Source organism: Labilibaculum sp. (genome assembly GCF_963664555.1).
Taxonomy (GTDB): Bacteria; Bacteroidota; Bacteroidia; order Bacteroidales; family Marinifilaceae; genus Labilibaculum.
In genome coordinates, this window is sequence record NZ_OY761461.1 from 723804 (window position 1) to 743793 (window position 19990).

Annotated in this window: 18 protein-coding genes; 16 read left to right on the forward strand and 2 right to left on the reverse strand. The window is 38.5% G+C overall.

Going from position 1 to position 19990, the window contains the following annotated elements:
* Positions 1-16: 16 nt before the first annotated feature.
* Positions 17-1180: a 1-acyl-sn-glycerol-3-phosphate acyltransferase gene (locus tag ACKU4N_RS03035; protein ID WP_321320466.1), complete on the reverse strand. Its 1164-nt coding sequence runs from the start codon at positions 1178-1180 to the stop codon at positions 17-19.
* Positions 1181-1465: 285 nt separating this feature from the next.
* On the opposite strand from ACKU4N_RS03035, the gene ACKU4N_RS03040 reads away from it, so the two are divergent.
* The 16 genes from ACKU4N_RS03040 to ACKU4N_RS03115 all read left to right on the forward strand — a co-directional run bounded on the left by ACKU4N_RS03040 (position 1466) and on the right by ACKU4N_RS03115 (position 17881).
* On the forward strand, positions 1466-2146 hold the full coding sequence (locus ACKU4N_RS03040) for a zinc metallopeptidase (protein ID WP_321320468.1): 681 nt from the start codon (positions 1466-1468) through the stop codon (positions 2144-2146).
* Positions 2147-2383: 237 nt separating this feature from the next.
* Positions 2384-2821, forward strand: coding sequence for a hypothetical protein (locus ACKU4N_RS03045; protein ID WP_321320470.1), 438 nt, complete (start codon positions 2384-2386; stop codon positions 2819-2821).
* 593 nt (positions 2822-3414) lie between these two features.
* Positions 3415-4062 carry a CoA transferase subunit A gene (locus ACKU4N_RS03050; protein ID WP_321320471.1) on the forward strand — a complete coding sequence of 216 codons (648 nt, stop codon included), beginning with the start codon at positions 3415-3417 and terminating at the stop codon, positions 4060-4062.
* A gap of 13 nt (positions 4063-4075) precedes the next feature.
* On the forward strand, positions 4076-4459 hold the full coding sequence (locus tag ACKU4N_RS03055; RefSeq protein WP_321320472.1) for a 3-aminobutyryl-CoA ammonia lyase: 384 nt from the start codon (positions 4076-4078) through the stop codon (positions 4457-4459).
* A 9-nt stretch (positions 4460-4468) separates the two neighbouring features.
* Complete coding sequence (locus ACKU4N_RS03060; RefSeq protein WP_321320473.1) at positions 4469-5293, forward strand: 3-keto-5-aminohexanoate cleavage enzyme; 825 nt, start codon at positions 4469-4471, stop codon at positions 5291-5293.
* Positions 5294-5368: 75 nt separating this feature from the next.
* Positions 5369-6403 (forward strand): L-erythro-3,5-diaminohexanoate dehydrogenase, encoded by a 1035-nt coding sequence (locus ACKU4N_RS03065; RefSeq protein ID WP_321320474.1) that lies wholly within the window; start codon positions 5369-5371, stop codon positions 6401-6403.
* Positions 6403-7665 carry a lysine 2,3-aminomutase gene (ablA, locus tag ACKU4N_RS03070; RefSeq protein ID WP_156196751.1) on the forward strand — a complete coding sequence of 421 codons (1263 nt, stop codon included), beginning with the start codon at positions 6403-6405 and terminating at the stop codon, positions 7663-7665. Before ACKU4N_RS03065 ends, ablA begins: the two co-directional genes overlap by 1 nt.
* The gene (locus ACKU4N_RS03075; protein WP_321320475.1) at positions 7652-8659 is read left to right on the forward strand and encodes a lysine 5,6-aminomutase reactivase subunit KamB; all 1008 of its coding nucleotides are present in this window, start codon (positions 7652-7654) and stop codon (positions 8657-8659) included. The genes ablA and ACKU4N_RS03075 overlap by 14 nt, the downstream gene beginning before the upstream one ends.
* 2 nt (positions 8660-8661) lie before the next feature.
* Positions 8662-10059, forward strand: coding sequence for a lysine 5,6-aminomutase reactivase ATPase KamC (locus ACKU4N_RS03080; RefSeq protein WP_321320476.1), 1398 nt, complete (start codon positions 8662-8664; stop codon positions 10057-10059).
* Between the two features lie 81 nt (positions 10060-10140).
* Entirely contained in the window at positions 10141-11694 is a 1554-nt protein-coding gene (locus ACKU4N_RS03085) for a lysine 5,6-aminomutase subunit alpha (RefSeq protein ID WP_321320477.1), read from the forward strand.
* Positions 11695-11850: 156 nt separating this feature from the next.
* A complete protein-coding gene (locus ACKU4N_RS03090) occupies positions 11851-12639 on the forward strand; it encodes a lysine 5,6-aminomutase subunit beta (protein WP_321320479.1) in 789 nt (262 codons plus the stop codon).
* 91 nt (positions 12640-12730) lie between these two features.
* The gene (locus ACKU4N_RS03095) at positions 12731-13393 is read left to right on the forward strand and encodes a 3-oxoacid CoA-transferase subunit B (protein WP_101309421.1); all 663 of its coding nucleotides are present in this window, start codon (positions 12731-12733) and stop codon (positions 13391-13393) included.
* A 150-nt stretch (positions 13394-13543) separates the two neighbouring features.
* Entirely contained in the window at positions 13544-14749 is a 1206-nt protein-coding gene (locus tag ACKU4N_RS03100) for an acetyl-CoA C-acetyltransferase (protein WP_321320481.1), read from the forward strand.
* Between the two features lie 93 nt (positions 14750-14842).
* A complete protein-coding gene (locus ACKU4N_RS03105) occupies positions 14843-15982 on the forward strand; it encodes an acyl-CoA dehydrogenase (protein ID WP_321320483.1) in 1140 nt (379 codons plus the stop codon).
* 106 nt (positions 15983-16088) lie between these two features.
* Positions 16089-16874, forward strand: coding sequence for an electron transfer flavoprotein subunit beta/FixA family protein (locus tag ACKU4N_RS03110; RefSeq protein WP_124993936.1), 786 nt, complete (start codon positions 16089-16091; stop codon positions 16872-16874).
* Positions 16875-16882: 8 nt separating this feature from the next.
* Positions 16883-17881 (forward strand): electron transfer flavoprotein subunit alpha/FixB family protein, encoded by a 999-nt coding sequence (locus ACKU4N_RS03115; RefSeq protein ID WP_321320486.1) that lies wholly within the window; start codon positions 16883-16885, stop codon positions 17879-17881.
* 66 nt (positions 17882-17947) lie between these two features.
* Here the strand turns inward: ACKU4N_RS03115 and ACKU4N_RS03120 are convergent, their stop codons facing one another.
* Positions 17948-19039, reverse strand: a complete 1092-nt coding sequence (locus ACKU4N_RS03120; protein WP_321320488.1) for an ATP-grasp domain-containing protein — start codon at positions 19037-19039, stop codon at positions 17948-17950.
* Between the last annotated feature and the right edge of the window lie 951 nt (positions 19040-19990).

Genomic DNA, 19990 nt, shown 5'->3' on the forward strand with positions numbered 1-19990 from the left:
AGAAAGCCATAGTATTCTATTTTTCCGGGACAAAGTCCGGTTTTTTTAATTCCAATCTGTTTTTTACAGGATTAGCATAGATTTCCAGGAATATCTGATTTAATCTTTCTAGATTTCCTTCATCCGGATTAATTTTCTTTTCCATGTGCTTTAGGAAAAGATCTTTTTCTTCAGATGTATATTTATCTGCGAACTCATTCGTATTGTTTACGATATCATAGGCAATGTAGTTGTCAGGCCAAAGTTTGTAGTTCTTGTGTATTCTGTAATCAATCAAATCTGCAAGAGCTTTGAATTTATCTCTGCTGTCGTCCATCTCTTCAATAACATCGAGCATTGCAGAAATTGGTTTTCCGATTACAAAATTAACACGGCCTTTTTCATTAACCATTCCTTTGATCATACTTCGTAAATCGTCCTTAGGAGTTTTCTTAAAACCTTCGTCGGTTTCTTTTTTGTACACTTCTATGGTTTTCATTGCATCGCATGGCTCGTATTCGTATGAAATAGCAACAGGAACAATTCGTAAACTTTTAAAGTGCTCCGAGAAAGTAACATCTCCACTCATTTGAAGCATTTTCAACAAACTTTGTTGAGTTCTGTCATCACCATCTTTAGTTCGCCCTTCTCGTTGTGCTATCCAAATAGATGATTTTTTAGTGTTTAAGGCATACTGTATGTAAGATGATAATTGCTTTGAGCTGGTAAGCATCTGACGAACAGTTACGTTTCTTTGCACAACAAAGCTTTTGTTTAGTTTAACTAAATCGGCTATCCACGGTTGGATTAAAAGGTTGCTGCCAATAGCGATTTCAGTTGTTTCAAAACCATTGTTGTGAAGCATCACGTTAAGCAAGGCAGAATCCAAAATGATATCTCTATGATCCGAAATAAATAAATAGCTTTCTTTTGGATCAAGATTTTCCAGTCCATCAATGGTTATCCCTTTGGTGGTGTGGTCAATAATGTGTTGTGCCAGTCGTACAATGAAGTTGCTCTGAAATTCTTTTATTGTTTTTACTTCTCCCAATGCTTTCACAATCATCTCTTTCGAAAATCCTGGGAATAACTGTTGAGAGAATCGAATAAAAGCTTCTTCTTTTATTAAACGTCCTATGGTTTCTACAACCTCGGAATCGTTATATGGTCGAATAGCATCAAAATCTGAGTCGGTGAACATTGCTTGGTTCTTTTTGTTTTAAGGAATGGCAAAAATAAGCAAATTATATGGAATGTCTAGGAAATGGTACCTGCTTTTTGTTTTTATTGATGTTTAACTCCCTTGAAATTCAAATATTTGCATGTGTGAATAGGTGTACTATCTTGCTGTGTTTGGGGAGGATGGCTATTAATCAGGGTGTTCCAATAGCTGTCAAATCGACATGAAATGTATTTGAATCAATCTTGGCAGAGAATTTGAGTTTTTACAGCTAAAAGGTCTGTTAAACTAATTGGAGGAATTATAATGGGAGGAATTTGGATTATATTTATTGCTTTTACCTTGTTAAGCTGGTTGGTAGCTAACCAATTGAAAACAAGATTTAAAAGGTATTCTCAAATGCCTACTGCGAATGGAATGACAGGACGCGAGGTGGTTGAGCAGATGTTAAGGGATCATGGTGTGAGAGGGGTAAGGATTGGTTCTGTTGATGGACAGTTGTCCGATCATTACAATCCGGCAGACAAAACCATTAATCTTAGCAAGGATGTTTATCATGGCAGAAGTATTGGTGCTGCAGCTGTAGCTGCGCATGAAACCGGTCATGCAATTCAACATGCCGAAGCATATGCGTGGTTGCAAATGCGATCGGCTTTAGTGCCTATTGTTAGTTTTGGTTCTAAGTGGGTACAGTGGGTGCTTTTAGCTGGAATTGTCATGGTGAATACTTTCCCTCAACTACTTTTGACAGGGATAGTACTGTTTGCCGGCACTACCCTTTTTAGTATTATCACCTTGCCTGTAGAGGTGGATGCTAGTCGAAGAGCCTTGGTTTGGTTGAAAACATCAGGTATTACAACCTATGAAACACAGAAAAGCGCTTTTGATGCATTGAAATGGGCGGCATATACTTATTTTATTGCAGCTCTGTCTTCCTTGGCAACATTACTTTACTATGTAATGATTTATATGGGAAGAAGGAATTAGACTCTTAAATGTGTGAAAAAAATTAAAAGTATTGTCCTTTTACTATCAGAAAATTCAGTGGCTGATGTAAAAGGACTTTTTTTTGCTTATATCAATTTTATTTAAAGTCTGTTTTGATGTTAATTTGGTATTATTTCCGTATCGATTGATTCCAAGTGTTTGTAATAGTTCTGCTAAAAAGTAAAGAATTAGAATCCTTTTTCTTATTTTTAATCTTTCAAAATAAGAAAAAGAGATATGACTAAAATAGCAAAATACGGATTTGTGCTTTCCTTCGTTTGGGTAGGGTTTTTATTGGCGATTAGCTTTATGGAAGCCTGGGTTAAGTTTCGGGCTGTGTCGCTCGACCTGCCAACAGGATTGGATGTGGGAGTTCATGTATTTGGCGCTTTAAATATGGTTGAGCGCATTTTTTCAGCAATGCTTTTGGTTTATGTGTTTATCTATTATACCGATAAAGTTGTTGTGATTACTGGCTTAACGATTTTCACCTTTGTAGTTGCTCAGTCGGGATATTTGCTCCCTGAATTAAATCAGCATGCACAGTTAATTATTATGGGAATGGTACCTGAGAAAAATTCAATTCATCACATATACGTACTTATGGAAGTTTTGAAATTGGTGGCATTGCTGGTTTTGGGTTTCAGACAAGTTCGAATATTTAAACAAGCATAGTTTTCTCGAAATTTTATAAAGCTCTGTATTCCTACAAATACAGATGGAAACCGAGTGGAGTTTTGTTTCTTCCGCATTTGTTAAAAAATAAACAAATATGTTTGTGGGGCAATTCCGGTTCCCCAAAAATATTTTTAATAGCTGTTGCTTAAAAATCTGTAGTTTATATTCTGAATTTAATTGATTGTCGGATAGTAAGGTTCAAAATTTAATGGTTGTTTGAGAAAAGCATCTAAAATATTAAATAATGTTGTAAAACATACAGGTAAATGAGCAGTGGAACATGTGTTGTGCGGCAGGTTTTGGGTGTGGCAGTCCGTGTGTAAAATGATTAAAATTAACATTAATGTTAAAATAATAACATTAATAGGATCGAAAATGGCCTTTTTGAGTCTTTTGAGAAGTTTGTTTAGAATGAATAAAAAGACGGAAGTGTGTCATGTTGTTGTCATTTAGAATTGGTCTTAATATGGAATGATGCAATCGTTTTCATCCATGATTTAAAAAATTATCTTTGTTTCGTAAATAGACTGAAAGCTTCTGTTTTATTGATTTTAGAAGCTTATAAGTAAAACGGTAAAAACTATTTTTCGATGAACAAGATAATCTCAATAAAAGAGGCAGTTGCTAAACTGCAGGATGGAATGACCATCATGATCGGAGGATTTCTTTCGGTTGGAACTGCGAATAATATGATCGATCAGATTGTTTCTTCTAATGTTAAAAATTTAACTATCATTTGTAACGATACAGCTTTCGCAGATAAAGGTCTTGGTAAATTGATTGCCAACAGACAGGTTGTTAAGGTGATTACTTCTCATATTGGAACAAATCCAGCCACGATTGAACAAATGAATAATGGCGAAATAGAAGTGGAATTTAGTCCTCAGGGTACTTTGGCTGAGCGTGTTCGTTCAGGTGGCGCAGGGTTAGGTGGAGTTCTTACTCCAACAGGTTTGGGAACCATGGTGGCCGATGGGAAGGAGATTATAACCGTTGATGGTAAAGAGTTTTTATTGGAAAAACCTTTGCGGGCTGATGTTGCTTTGATTGGTGCAAGTATATCTGATACTCAGGGTAATCTTACATATAGAGGTACTACCCAGAATTTTAATCCATTAATGGCGACTGCTGCCGATTTGGTAATTGTAGAAGCTAAGCAGATGGTAGAGGCTGGAACACTGAAGCCGGAAGAGGTAAAAACTCCATCTATTTTTGTAGATTTTATTGTAAACAACTAACTAATATAGACAAATGGAAAAGGCAATGATAAGAATGCGCATGAGTTCTCATGACGCTCATTATGGTGGAAATTTGGTTGATGGAGCAAAAATGCTTCAGTTATTTGGTGACGTAGCAACAGAATTATTAATCCGTCGCGATGGTGATGAAGGATTGTTTGCAGGATACGAAAGTGTTGAATTTTTAGCTCCTGTTTATGCAGGTGATTACATCGAAGCAGTTGGCGAAATTATAAAAGAAGGCAACTCAAGCCGTAAGATGACTTTCGAGGCCCGCAAAGTAATTGTGCCAAGAACAGATATTTCTGAATCTGCAGCTGATTTTTTAGAAGAGCCAGTTGTAGTTTGCAGAGCTGTAGGAACATGTGTTACTCCAAAGAAATCTCAACGTAAATAATTATAAGCCATGGAAAAACTGATCATCACAGCAGCCATTTGTGGCGCAGAGGTTACTAAGGAGCACAATCCAAATGTTCCTTACACTATTGAAGAATGTGTACGTGAAGCAGGTTTGGCTTATGAAGCTGGAGCAAGTATAATTCATCTTCATGTGAGAACCGATGATGGAACTCCTACCCAAGATAAGAATCGTTTCAAAATGGTGATGGATGCAATTCACGCTAAATATCCTGAGGTAATTATTCAGCCATCAACTGGTGGTGCTGTGGGAATGACCAACGATGAAAGACTGCAACCAACAGAGTTGAATCCTGAAATGGCAACTTTAGATTGCGGTACTTTGAATTTTGGCGGCGATGAAATCTTCGAGAATACTGAAAACACCATTAAGTATTTTGGTGAGAGAATGATTGAGAGAGGAATTAAACCAGAATTGGAAGTGTTCGATAAATCTATGATTGATATGGCTCTTCGTCTTCATAAGAAAGGTTTTATTAAATCTCCAATGCATTTCGATTTTGTAATGGGAGTGAATGGAGGCATTTCAGGTACACTTCGCGATTTTGTTTTTCTGAGAGAAAGTATTCCTGCTGATGCAACTTATACTGTTGCAGGTATTGGTCGTTTTGAATTTCCACTGGCAGTTGCTGCTATTGTTGACGGTGGTCATGTACGTGTTGGATTTGAAGACAATACAATGATTTCAAGAGGTGTTGTTGCAGAATCGAATGGTCAATTGGTTGAGAAAGTAGTTCGTTTGGCGAAGGAATTAGGCCGCGAGATTGCAACACCAGCCGAAGCACGGGAAATTTTAGGGTTAAAGCAAAAATAAGATTAGATCAAGGAAGTTGAGCAGGAGTCTTTTTCTCATGTCTCAAATCTCAAATCTCAAATCTAATAATAGGAAATGAACAAAGGAAATAAATACGGAACACACAGAGTACTTGAACCAAAAGGTACTCTTCCACAACCAGCTCAAAAGTTGGATAACAACATGTCGATTTACGACAATGAGGTTTTAATTGATGTTCAAACATTGAATATTGATTCGGCAAGTTTTACTCAGATTAAGGGCGCTTGTGATGCTGACACTGCAAAAATGGAAGAAATGATTCTTTCTATTGTTGCTGAACGTGGTAAAATGCAAAATCCGGTAACGGGTTCTGGTGGAATGTTGATAGGAACGGTTAAGGCAGTTGGTCCTAACTTCCCAAATCAGGATTTAAAAGTTGGTGATAAGATAGCCACATTGGTTTCTTTATCATTAACTCCTTTAAATATTCAAAAAATTAAAAATATTAATCTGTCTAACGATCAGGTTGATGTAGATGCTCAGGCGATTCTTTTTGCGAGTGGTTTGTATGCAGTTCTTCCAACAGACTTGCCTGAGAAATTGGCTTTGGCAGCTCTTGATGTTGCAGGTGCTCCTGCTCAGGTAGATCGTTTGGTGAAAGAAGGCGACACGGTTTGTATTATCGGTGGTGGTGGAAAATCGGGTGTGCTTTGCTGCTATCAGGCAATGCAGAAAGTTGGGACAAAAGGAAAAGTGATTGTTGTGGAGTATTCGAAAGAAAATGCACAGCGCATTAAAAATCTTGGTTTGGCTACTGATGTTTTGGTTGGTGATGCAACAGATGTAATGGATGTTTACACACGAGTAACCGAAATAACTGGTGAGGAAGGATGCGATGTAGTAATCAACAATGTAAATGTTGCGTCTACAGAAATGTCATCTATTTTAATTACCAAAGACAGAGGTTGTGTTTACTTCTTCTCAATGGCTACATCATTTAGTAAAGCAGCTCTTGGAGCAGAGGGTGTGGGTAAAGATGTTGATATGATTGTTGGGAATGGTTATGCAATTGGACATGCTGACCTAACATTAGATATTATCAGAAATTCAAAAGGAATTAGAGAATTGTTCGAAAAATTATACGTGTAATGACTAACAACGACAGACGCAGAGAAATGTTTCCTGAGGTAACCGATATTCAGTGGAATGACTGGAAATGGCAGGTGCGTAACCGTATTGAAACATTGGATCAGTTAAAGAAATACATTAGTTTGACTGAAGAGGAAGAAGAAGGAGTTCGCAGATCATTGGCATCATTGCGTATGGCTATTACTCCATATTACATGACTCTAATTGATCAGAATAACCCAAATTGTCCGGTTCGTAAGCAGGCAATTCCAACAGCCGCAGAAGTATATCATTCTCCGGCAGATCTTTTGGATCCATTGCATGAGGATGAAGATTCTCCTGTTCCTGGTTTAACTCACCGTTATCCGGATCGTGTTTTGTTTCTGATAACTGATATGTGTTCGATGTATTGCCGTCATTGTACCCGCCGTCGTTTTGCCGGACAGTCCGATGCTTCAACTCCTCAGGATAATATCGAGAAAGCAATTGAGTACATCGCAAATACGCCGCAGGTAAGAGATGTTGTTCTTTCAGGTGGGGATGCTTTGTTGATCAGCGATGATAAATTAGAATATATTATCAGCCGTTTGCGAGCTATTCCTCATGTTGAGATTATTCGTATTGGAACACGTACTCCTGTTGTTTTGCCACAACGTATTACCGATAATTTGGTGAAAATGTTGAGTAAATATCATCCAATTTGGCTGAATACTCATTTTAATCACTCCGACGAGATGACTGAGGATTCTAAAAATGCATTGGCTCGCATGGCAAATGCAGGGATTCCTTTAGGAAACCAATCGGTACTTTTAAAAGGGGTGAACGATTGTGTTCACATCATGAAAAAGTTGATGCACAACCTTGTAATGAACAGGGTTCGTCCGTATTATATTTATCAGTGTGATCTTTCGATGGGATTGGAGCATTTCAGAACTCCGGTTTCTAAAGGCATTGAGATCATTGAAAATCTTCGTGGTCATACTTCTGGTTTTGCAGTGCCTACTTTTGTGGTTGATGCTCCGGGAGGAGGAGGAAAAACTCCGGTCATGCCTCAGTATGTAATTTCTCAGAGTCCTGGAAAAGTGGTAATGAGAAATTTTGAAGGAGTGATTACAACTTATACTGAACCTTCTCATTACGATAATAAATGCACTTGTCCTGATTGTACGATGAATGAGAAACACGAAGGGGTTGCATCTCTTTTAAATGGAGATAGATTATCAATAGAACCAGATCATTTGGCTAGAAAAGACAGAAATAAAAAAATAGATGCCGTTTCTTAACGACATAGAAAATTATAAGAGTCTTTCGATTGTAGGACTTGAGAAAAATACCGGGAAGACCGAGTGTTTGAATTACGTGCTGTCCCGGCTTAGGGACAGCCGTAAACAAATAGCTCTTACTTCAATTGGTATTGATGGCGAAAGCTGTGATCAGGTTACACAAACAAATAAGCCCGAAATAGAGCTTAGTGAAGGGATGATTTTTGTGACTTCGGAATTGCATTATAAACAGCGAAAGCTGATATCTGAAGTGATAGATGTATCCCGTCAATCAACAAGTTTAGGCCGGTTGGTAAGCGCAAAAGTTTTAAGCAAGGGTAAGGTTCTTTTGTCGGGACCCGTTAGCAATCATTCCATTAAGGAGTTAATTGCTGATTTAAAAAATAAAGGAGTAGAGCTGTGCATTGTTGATGGTGCTTTATCCCGCAAAAGTATAGGTTCGCCAGCTGTAACCGAGGCCATGATTTTGGCAACAGGAGCAGCTCTTTCGGCAAATATTACGCAATTGGTTTATAAGACTAAATATGTGTATGATTTGATTCAGTTGCCGGAAATTGAAATGAATTTGAAAGCTCAATTATCTGAAGTAGATAATGGCATTTGGGCAATCGATTCGGAAGGCAAGTTTCAGGATACTGGAATTAGTTCTGTTTTGCTGATTCAAAAAGAAAAGGATAAGCTTTTTCAGCATGGCAATAGCTTTTTTGTGAGTGGCGCTGTAACCGATCAGTTTTTAGATTTTCTGAAGAATCAGAAACAGATTTCTGAAATAGAGCTGATTGTCAGGGATTTTATAAGAGTATTTGCAAATCCTGAAACCTATTATGCTTTTGTAAAGCGAGGCGGAAGAATACAGGTTTTAAATAAAACCAATTTGTTGGCGATTACAATTAATCCTGTTTCGCCTGATGGATACCGATTGAATTCGGATGAGTTGAAAAGTGCATTGCAGGATAAAGTAAATGTGCCGGTTTACGATATAAAAAGATTGTAGAAATGTTTCGGGAAGTAGTATCACATACAAGCGGATTGCAATTTCTGATGGAGAATCTGGATTTAAGATCTCCCATGGGAAGACGTTGTCTGCTGGATTCGAAAATGATGTGCTGCGAAAAGGAAATTACTGCCGAATTGAACTTGGTGGATCGGATAGTACAAGCTTTGGAGTTGAATTCAGATTTTATTTTTCAAATTCAGAATAAATTAGCTCAGTTGCGCGATATCCGTGGAAGCGTGAATAATTTGCTTGGTAATTTGGTGCTTGATGATGTTGAACTGTTCGAAATTAAGGTGTTTGCTTTAGTGGCTCAGGATATTGTTGAACTTCAAAAAGAAGGAAAGCAGAGTTTTCTGGAAATTCAGGATCTGAGTCAATTGATTCGTTTGCTGGATCCTCAAAATACAAAAATTCCATCTTTTTACATCTACGATAATTATTCAGAGGAATTAGCTGTAGCTCGTAAAGAGTTGAGATTCGCTAAGAGTAAAAATGGAGATTCTGAATTGGATATTGAAGTTTTATTTAGCAAATCACAAGAAATTGAGGCAAAGGTTCGTGAGGATCTATGTTCTAAAATCTCCTTACACGGATCCGGTTTAGCAAATGCCTTGCAGCAATTGGCTCATTTGGATTTATTGATCGCGAAAGCTGTTCAAGCTAAAAGTTTACAGCTGAGTAAGGGAGAAGTATCTAAGGAAAATACAATATATAGGGGCTTGTTCAACCCAATGATCAAAAATGAACTGGCAAACCAGAATAAAGATTACCAGACTATAGATATTGAGCTTGAAAGTTCGGTTTGTGTAATTACAGGAGCGAATATGGCTGGGAAAACGGTGGTGTTAAAAACACTTGCTCTTTGTCAGTATTTGTTTCAGTTTGGATTTTTTGTTCCGGCCGCATCGGCACAAATCAGCATTGTAGATAAAGTTATGATATCGGTTGGCGATGAGCAATCAGAAATGAATGGCTTGTCTTCATTCGCCTCTGAAATGTTGAATGTGAGCCGTATGGTAAAAGATTCTAAAAGCCATAAAAATGTTTTGGTTTTGATTGATGAATTGGCTCGGACAACAAATCCGGTAGAAGGTTTGGCAATTGTAAATGCCGTAGCGGATATTTTTTATCAAGGAAAAATAAAAAGCGTAATCACTACACATTACAGTGGTTTAAAATCCAAGTTCAGAAAACTTCGGGTGAAAGGTCTGGACAAGGATTTGGGTGCAAATGTAATCACCCGCAAAAATATAAACAGTTATATGGATTATTCATTGGTAGAGGATCTGGAAGGGGAAGTTCCTCACGAAGCGCTTCGGATTGCTTCTTTATTGGGAATCGATAAAGAGATTATTGAAAGAGCGCAGAACCAATTAGCGAGTAAGAATAAATTATGAGTTATTAATTATAAATGATGAATTGTGTAATACAGTTTCCTGATTTATAATTCATAATTCTTAAATCATAATTAGGAAGAAATGGAGAGGAGTAAACTAGGTCTTGACTTTGAGAAAGTTGGACACGCAAAAGAGGTGTCGAAGCGAATTGCAGACGAGGTTCAGAAATTCGTAGAGAACTATTCAACTGTTTCAGTTGAGAGAACTTTGTGTCGTCTTTTGGGAATCGATGGAGTTGATAACAACGAGGTGCCGTTACCAAATGTTGTTGTTGATGAATTGCAGGAAAAAGGAGTTTTGAGCGAAGGTGTAATGTTCTTTTTGGGAAATGCTGTTTTGGAAACAGGTTTAAACCCGCAGGAAATTGCAGAGAAAATCGCTGTTGGAGAATTGGATCTAACTAAGATTCCGGTTCATTCAACTGAAGAAATTCACAAGGCAATTCAACCTTTTGTAATGAAAAGTATTCAGGTGATTAAGGATCGCAAAGCGAAAAGAGATAATTACATAGAAACAATAGGTGAAGGATCAAAGCCTTATTTATATGTAATTGTGGCAACTGGTAATATCTACGAAGATGTTGTTCAGGCAGAGGCTGCAGCTCGTCAGGGTGCCGATATTATTGCTGTAATTCGTACTACCGGACAAAGTTTGCTTGACTACGTTCCTTACGGAGCAACAACCGAAGGTTTTGGTGGAACTGTGGCAACTCAAGAAAATTTCCGAATTATGCGTACTCACCTTGATAAAATTGGTGAGGAAGAAGGCAAATACATCCGTTTGTGTAACTACTGTTCTGGTTTGTGTATGCCAGAGATTGCTGCAATGGGAGCAATTGAAGGTTTGGACGTGATGTTGAACGATGCATTGTACGGTATCCTTTTCCGCGATATCAACATGCAACGTACTATTGTCGATCAGTACTTTTCAAGATTATTGAATGGTTTTGCCGGTGTAATTATTAACACCGGAGAAGATAATTACCTGACAACTGCTGATGCATTTGATGAGGCTCACACTGTGTTGGCTTCCGATTTTATTAACGAGCAGTTGGCTTTGGTAGCAGGTTTACCTGAAGAACAAATGGGGTTAGGTCACGCTTTCGAAATGGAACCGGGACTAGAGAATGGTTTCCTTTATGAGTTGGGTCAAGCTCAAATGATCCGAGAGATTTTTCCTAAGGCTCCTCTAAAATATATGCCTCCAACAAAATTCATGACCGGGAATGTATTTAAAGGCCATGTTCAGGATGCATTGTTCAATCAAATTTCAATTTGGACCGGACAAGGAATTCAGTTGCTGGGAATGCTTACTGAAGCAATTCACACACCATTCATGTCCGACAGATATCTTTCTATTGAAAACGCTAAATACATTTTCAACAACATGAAGAGTATTGGTGATGAAATGGAATTCAAAGAAGGCGGAATCATTCGTCAGCGTGCAGCAAAAGTTCTTGATGATGCAACTGAATTGGTTGAGAAAATCGAAAAAGAAGGATTGTTTACAGCACTTGAAAAAGGAATTTTTGCTGATATCAAACGTCCGAAAAACGGCGGTAAAGGTTTGGCTGGAGTTGTGGAAAAAGGAAGCAACTACTTCAATCCGTTTATTGAATTATTGCATAAAAAGTAACAAATATAAAGTAACAAGTACAAAGCATCAAGTAAAAAGTTCCAAAAAAATAAGTTTTGGGAGCTGGGAAGTCCCTCTTTCAGGGGGGATTAGGGGGGTGTTAAAAGACACGGGTGCGATTGCATTTGATATTTAAAATATAAAGGAGACAAAAAAATGAGTGGAGGTCTTTATTCAACTGATTCCAACGAATTTGATAAAACACTTGATCTAACTAAGATCAAGCCTTACGGCGATACCATGAACGATGGTAAAACTCAGGTTAGTTTTACATTACCGGTAGCAAAAGGCGACGAGGCCATCGAAGCAGCCAAGCAAATGATGAGGAAAATGGGTTTTGAAAATCCTCAGGTTGTATATGTGCAGGAGCTAATGGCAGGATTTACATTTTTCAATTGTTATGGAAATTGTATTCATACTGTCGATTTTACAGGAATTACTGTTCCTAAAGTGGAAGCAACGGCTATGGATATGCACGAAACGGATGATTTCATTAAAGAAAACATTGGTCGTCCGATTCGTGTTTTAGGCGCCAGTACAGGTTCCGATGCGCATACTGTTGGAATCGATGCCATCATGAATATGAAAGGTTTTGCCGGACACTATGGTTTGGAGCGTTACGAAATGATGGAAGCTTTAAACATGGGAAGTCAGGTGCCAAACGAAGAGTTTATTGCGAAAGCAATAGAATTTGAAGCTGATGTTCTTTTGGTATCACAAACAGTTACTCAAAAAGATGTTCACATTAAGAATTTGGTAGAACTGGTTGAGCTAATGGAAGCTGAAGGATTGCGCGAGAAAGTAATTTTAATTTGCGGCGGACCGCGGATTTCTCATGAGTTGGCAAAAGAATTAGGTTACGATGCCGGTTTTGGAATGAATAAATATGCCGATGATGTTGCATCATACGCAGCTCAGGAATTAAGCAGAAGAATAAATAAATAGTACAGAGTCGTTAGTACTTGGTAGCTAGTCAAACTGGTTACTAAAGTCTAAAACTAGTTACTGATAACTAACTACTTATTACTCATAAGATATGGATAAAAATGAAATCAGAGAGGTAATTGCCAGAAGAGCAGCTCTCGAATTACACAATGGTGATGTAGTAAATCTTGGAATCGGATTGCCAACAATTATCCCAAATTACGTTCCTGAAGATGTGAATGTGATTTTACAATCGGAGAATGGATTGTTGGGGATGGGTGTTGCTCCTGCTGAAGGAGATGAAGACCCTGATTTTGTAAATGCCGGTGGTGGATTTATTACTTGTAAAAATGGCGCCAGTAGTTTCGATAGTTCTGTTTCTTTTGGAATTATTAGAGGTGGTCATGTTGATGTTACTATTTTGGGAGCCCTTCAGGTAGACGAAAAAGGAAATTTAGCAAACTGGATTATTCCAGGCAAAAAAACTCCGGGAATGGGAGGAGCTATGGATTTGATCGTTGGAGCCAAGCGTGTAATTCTTGCCATGGAGCATACTGCACGCGGAAGTCATAAGATCATGACGGATTGTAATCTTCCATTAACTGCGGCAGGTCAGGTAAATATGATTATCACAGAAATGGGTGTTATGGATATCGTTCCGGAAGGAATTCTTTTAAAAGAGATCAATCCTTTATTTACCATTGAGCAAATTCAGGAAGCTACCGATGCAAAATTAATTATTGCTGAGGATTTAATTGAAATGAGAAAAAACTAGATATGAGAAACTAGATATGAGATATCAGACATGAGATATTAGATTTAAGAAATTAAATAGTCGTAAAGACAAATGGTTTTAATTTTAGGTCTCACATTTCAGTTTTCAGGTCTCACATCTTTCATCTCAAATCTCAAATCTAAAAAAGATATGAGCAAAGTATATATTGTTGCAGCCAAGCGAACTGCAATCGGGAAATTTTTAGGAGCATTAACTCCTGTTAAAGCCACTGATTTGGCAGCCACAGTAATCAAGAACATCATTGAAGAAACCGGCGTTGACGCGGCTAAAATTGATGAGGTTGTTGTTGGTAATATCCTTATGGCTGGTCAAGGTCAGGGGATTGCCCGTCAGGCTTCCATTAAAGCAGGTATTCCTCAGGAAGTTCCTGCTTACGGAATCAACATGATTTGTGGTTCAGGTATGAAAACAATCAATTTGGCCTATGCGAACATTAAAGCCGGGGAAGCGAATTTGATACTTGCCGGAGGAACCGAAAACATGTCGGATGCTGGTTTTGTAATGCCGGGAACTGTTCGTACAGGACACAAAATGATGGATTTGAAAGCAGTTGACCACATGGTTTTTGATGGTTTAACAGATGCTTTTGAAGGATACCATATGGGAATTACGGCAGAAAACATTGCTGCTAAATATAACTTAACCCGCGAAGAGCAGGATGCTTTTTCTTTTGCTTCTCAGCAAAAAGCAATGGCCGCTCAGGATAAGGGAAATTTTAAGAATGAAATTGTTCCTGTAGAGATAAAATCCCGCAGAGAAACAATTATTTTCGATGCTGATGAATTCATTAATCGCGGAACCAGCGCTGAAAAATTAGCTGGCTTACGTCCCGCTTTTAAAAAGGATGGAACTGTAACAGCAGGCAATGCATCGGGTATAAATGATGGTGCGGCCTTTGTATTGGTTGCTTCGGAAGAGGCCGTTAAAGAATTTGGATTAACTCCTCTTGCTGAGATTGTAGCTACCGGTCAGGGTGGTGTTGATCCGGCAATTATGGGGATGGGACCTGTTCCTGCAATTGCAAGTGCATTGAAGAAAGCGAATATGAAATTGGAGCAAATGGAAGTGCTTGAATTGAATGAAGCTTTTGCGGCTCAATCATTAGGAGTGGTAAAACAATTGTGCGAAGATCATGCTGTTGATGCTGATTTCTTTGCTGAAAGATGCAATGTGAACGGAGGAGCTATCGCTTTAGGTCATCCAATTGGAGCATCAGGAACCCGTATTACCGTAAGTTTAATTCACGAAATGAAGCGTACTGGAAAAGAGTTTGGTTTGGCTTCGCTTTGTATTGGTGGCGGAATGGGTACTGCAATTATTTTGAAAAACGTGTAAACAGATAGGAGATATGAGATGTTAGATATGAGATTTTTCTCATGTCCTGATCTTTTAGTCTCATATCTAGTATCTCAAATCTATATTTAAAGAATGGATTTTAGCTTAACAAAAGAACAGGAATTATTCCAGCAGATGATTAAGGATTTTGCTGAGAATGAAGTGAAACCTTTGGCTGCTGAAGTAGATGATTTGGAAAGATTTCCGGTTGAAACAGTTGAGAAGATGGCCAAAATTGGAATTATGGGCATTCCTATTCCAAAGCAATATGGTGGTGCAGGCGGAACAAATGTAATGTACTCGATGGCCGTTGAAGAACTGTCGGCAGTGTGTGCAACTACAGGGGTTATTGTATCGGCTCACACATCATTGTGTGCGGCTCCTATTTTGGAGCACGGAACAGAGGCACAAAAGCAAAAATACCTTCCAAAACTTGCTTCAGGAGAATGGATTGGGGCTTTTGGTTTGACTGAACCTAACGCGGGTACCGATGCCGCAGGACAACAGACAACTGCAGTCGAGGATGGTGACAATTATATCATCAACGGAAGTAAAATATTTATTACCAATGCTGAATTTGCTCACGTTTATGTGATTTTGGCGATGACTGATAAATCACAAGGTACACGTGGTATCACTGCTTTTATCATTGAAAAGGGAACTCCAGGTTTTTCTATCGGAAAAAAAGAAAAGAAAATGGGTATCCGCGGATCTGCAACCTGCGAATTGGTATTCGAAAACTGTATTGTTCCTAAGGAAAACATGTTGGGTAAATTGAGTAAAGGTTTCGGTATTGCGATGAAAACTTTGGATGGCGGACGTATTGGTATTGCCGCTCAGGCTTTGGGTATTGCGCAGGGAGCTATCGACGAAACAGTGAAATATGTGAAAGAAAGAAAGCAGTTCGGTCGACCGATTTCTGCCTTCCAAAACACACAATTTCAGTTGGCTGATATGAATACCAAAACGGAAGCGTCGCGTATGCTGGTTCGCAAAGCAGCTTACAAAAAAGATGCTAAACTTCCTTATTCGGTTGATGCTGCAATGGCTAAACTTTACGCTGCTGAAACAGCAATGGAAGTGACCAATAAGGCAGTTCAACTTCACGGTGGATATGGTTATACCAGAGAATATCCGGTGGAGCGTATGATGCGTGATGCAAAAATCACAGAAATCTACGAAGGAACATCAGAAGTTCAGAGAATGGTAATTTCAGCCAATATGTTAAAATAAGGATTTAATTATTCGTAGGGACACGACATGTCGTGTCCGTTTAACACGAAACGATTTAAGGACACAACATGTCGTGTCTCTACAATCCCAATAAAAAGAAAACAAAATGAAAATAGTTGTCTGTATTAAACAGGTACCGGATACAACCGAAATAAAAATTGATCCGGTAACGGGAACTTTAATCCGCGACGGTGTGCCAAGTATTATGAACCCTGATGATAAAAGTGGTTTGGAAATGGCATTGCAGTTAAAAGATGAAAAAGGAGCTCATGTTACCGTAATTACCATGGGACCTCCTCAGGCCGATTTAATTCTTCGTGAGGCTTACGCTATGGGCGTTGATCGGGCGATTCACTTAACGGATCGAAAATTTGCAGGAGCAGATACTTTGGCTACTTCGCATGCTTTGGCAGGTGCATTGCGGAAGATCGATTTTGATCTTTTGATTACAGGCCGTCAGGCGATTGATGGTGATACAGCTCAGGTAGGTCCACAAATTGCTGAACATCTGGATTTGCCTCAGGTATCTTATTTGGAAGATTTAAAATTCGACGGAGATAAGACATTCACAATGAAACGTCATATCGAAGACGGATACCAAATGCTGGAGGTAGAAGCTCCTTGTGTGGTAACCGTTCTTTCATCGGCAAACACTCCACGTTACATGAATGTTGGCGGCATTGTTGATGCCTACCAAAAAGAGGTTGAGGTTTGGGGATTCAACGAAATTGAAGTTGATGAGAAAGATTTGGGATTAAAAGGATCACCAACAAGCGTACACAAAGCATTTGCCCGTGGCTTGAAACCAGCAGGTGAACTTTACGAAGTTGGTACTGATGAGGCCGTAGGAATCATCATCAAGAAATTAAAAGAGAAATTCATTCTAAACTAGTTACAGCTATGAAATTAGAGGATTACAAAGGTATATACGTCTTCATCGAACAACGTGAAGGTATCATTCAAAACGTAGCTTTGGAATTGTTAGGACAGGCTAGAAAGCTAGCTGATGAGTTGAACGACAAAGTGTATGCGATGCTATTGGGGCATCATATTACTGATCAGGCGCAGAGCTTAATTGGCCGTGGTGCCGATGAGGTAATTGTTGTGGATGCTCCTGAACTAAAAGAATATACTACAGAACCATATACACAGGCAATCTGCCAAATTATCAGCGAAAGAAAACCGGAATCTTTATTTATCGGGGCAACCACTTTGGGTCGTGATTTGGGTCCAAGAGTTTCGGCTCGTGTAGGCACTGGTTTAACTGCTGATTGTACCAAAATTGAGATTGGCGAAAATGGCGAAATGTTAATGACTCGTCCTGCTTTCGGAGGTAACCTTATGGCGACTATTGTTTGTAAAAACCATCGTCCGCAAATGGGAACGGTTCGTCCGGGAGTATTGTTTGCAATGGATGCTGACGAAAGTCGTACCGGAGCTATCGTGAACTACGAGGTGAGATTCAATGCAGCTAAGTTTCGTGTGAAATTGTTGGAAACTGTGAAGGAAGACAACAATCTAATCGATATTACCGAAGCCAGAATTTTGGTTTCAGGCGGACGTGGAATTGGTAATAAAGAAGGGTTTGAAGCAATGGATGCATTAGCTCATACATTGAATGCAGAAGTTTCGGCTTCCCGTGCTATGGTTGATGCCGGTTACATTGGTCACGATCGTCAGGTGGGTCAGACAGGGAAAACTGTTCGTCCCGACTTGTACTTTGCATTTGGTATTTCAGGAGCCATTCAGCATGTTGCCGGTATGGAAGATTCTGATTTGATTATTGCCGTAAACAAAGACAAACACGCACCAATTTTTCAGGTTTCCGATTTGGGTATTGTTGGCGATGCCAAACAAATCATTAAAAAGCTAACCGAGAGATTGGAAAAACAAAATTAATCACACCATTAACTACAAGTTGAAAGACTCGCCCGATTTGTATCGGGCAGGTCTTTTTTTTTGATGTTATCTTTTAAAAATAGATATGACTTTCTCAAAGCTTTTTGCTATTTCGGGAAGCGGATCTTTTATTACATAGTTCAACGAAGAATTTTTCAGACTCGTTAGTTTTCGTTTGCCGAGCAATTCTTTTCGGAAGCGGTGCAAAGCTGGTTTTGCAAGATAGAAGTCGGTTTTACTGTAGCCCTTATATTCTATCTTTTCATTTTTGGCTGTTTTTAATAGTAACATCGGGAAATTGACTCCGGCGTACAAAGAGCCTATTAGCGTACTCCACATACGAGGATTAAAATCCAAAAGGTGATAAGAGTCCGATTCTTTGTGGTAGATGAAATCCAGATGCGCAATTCCACTCCAGTTTAGTTTGCTTACAATTGTTTCGGTTTGCTTTAGTAGTTTCTTGTCATCAACAAACTCTATTCCCGAAGCAAATGAAAAGGCTTCGCGAACCAATCCTTTTTGAATGGTATAAGCTATGATATTGCCATTCTCAGCCAGCAGACTAATGTCGATGTCTTCTCCATCGATATTCTCCTGCATAACAAAGTCTTCGGAATTAAAATCAGGATTTTCGATTGTTTTAATAAGCTCTTGGTTATCGTTAAACAATTTTACCTGATATCCATTGGTGTCCAGACGTGGTTTGATGAGATACGGTAAGTCAAGTAAATTAATATTTGCGAGCGTTGCCGGATAAGTTTTCGGACTTGGAAAAGAGTTTTTATCCAGCCATTGCGAAAGCAGCCACTTGTCCGAAACAGTTTTCAGAATATCCCATTCGGCGATAGGTGGTAACAAGCAAGTCCCGAACCTGGATTTGTGTTTGGAGAAGAATAAATAAGTCTCTTGTTTTACCGGAAGGATGGCATCAATATACCAGTTGCTTATAGCTGATGCAATTGCATTCACTCTTTCTTCTTCCTTCTCAGGACTGATGCAAAGGTGTTTTTTTACATATCTTGAATAGGGGATGGTGTTAAAATAGGCCTTTTTATCAGGCGAAAGAACAAAGATATTTACCTGTTGTTTGTCTCTCAAACAGCGTATGGTATCCAATAAATTAGGACCTCCCTTATCATCAATCAGCAATACGTTCATTCTCCTCATTTTATTTACCTACATAAGGTAAGTTATTATGAGTTTTGAAGCAAAAAGAAATGATTGACAACTTAAATGTGTTGAGTAATTTGAATTATTGGTGGTGAAAGTAGTTTTTTGTGGAAGGAAAACCTGAGTGGTTCGATGGATTAAATTAAATTTCCAGCCATTCATCCATCTCCATAAAATCGATCTGTTGCTGATGTATAAATCTGAAATTAGTTTCATCATCAAACCAAGCAACAACTTCTTTCTTTAATAGCTTTGTTGGTTTAACCGATAAACAAGTTAGGTAGCTGCTCCACGGATAATCCACGGCAATATCCGTAAATCCGTGATGAATCGGGTTGTTGTGGATGTATAAGACCAGCGTTCGAAGATAGGTCTCGTCTTCTACCAGTTTTCTTTTGAAAGGTCTTTCGAAAAGGGATCCTGTTCGTTGGTACTTTTTATTAATATATTTGGAGTAGGCATTAAAAAGATGTGAAAAGTGTTTTGTAGGGTGGTGCCAGATCTTGTTGATACAAGGCTTTATACCATTGTGCTGATATTATTACTATATCAGAAGATTAAATGAGATTATTTGCGTAACAGATTATATGCTCAGCTGAATAAATGATATTGTTTGCGAATGATTTTATATTATCAGCTGAATATATAATCTGTTCAGATGACATCTGAGCACTGATTTTAGTCATCGGAAAATGATATTTTATTAGCTGATGATGCGATTTAATAAAATGAACTTGTAATTATTTAGCAGAGTAGTTTAATTCATCAGTAGTATAAGATAATTATTAAGCTGAGTATATTATTTCATTTCGAATAAGTTGTGAGCCATGGCGGGCGAAAGAAATCTAAAAGTTTTAATAATTGCATGCCGTTTTGAAATCCAAAAAGGCAGATACATTTAACAATCAATAATAGCGGAATAGGTGTTGAGTTTGTTTC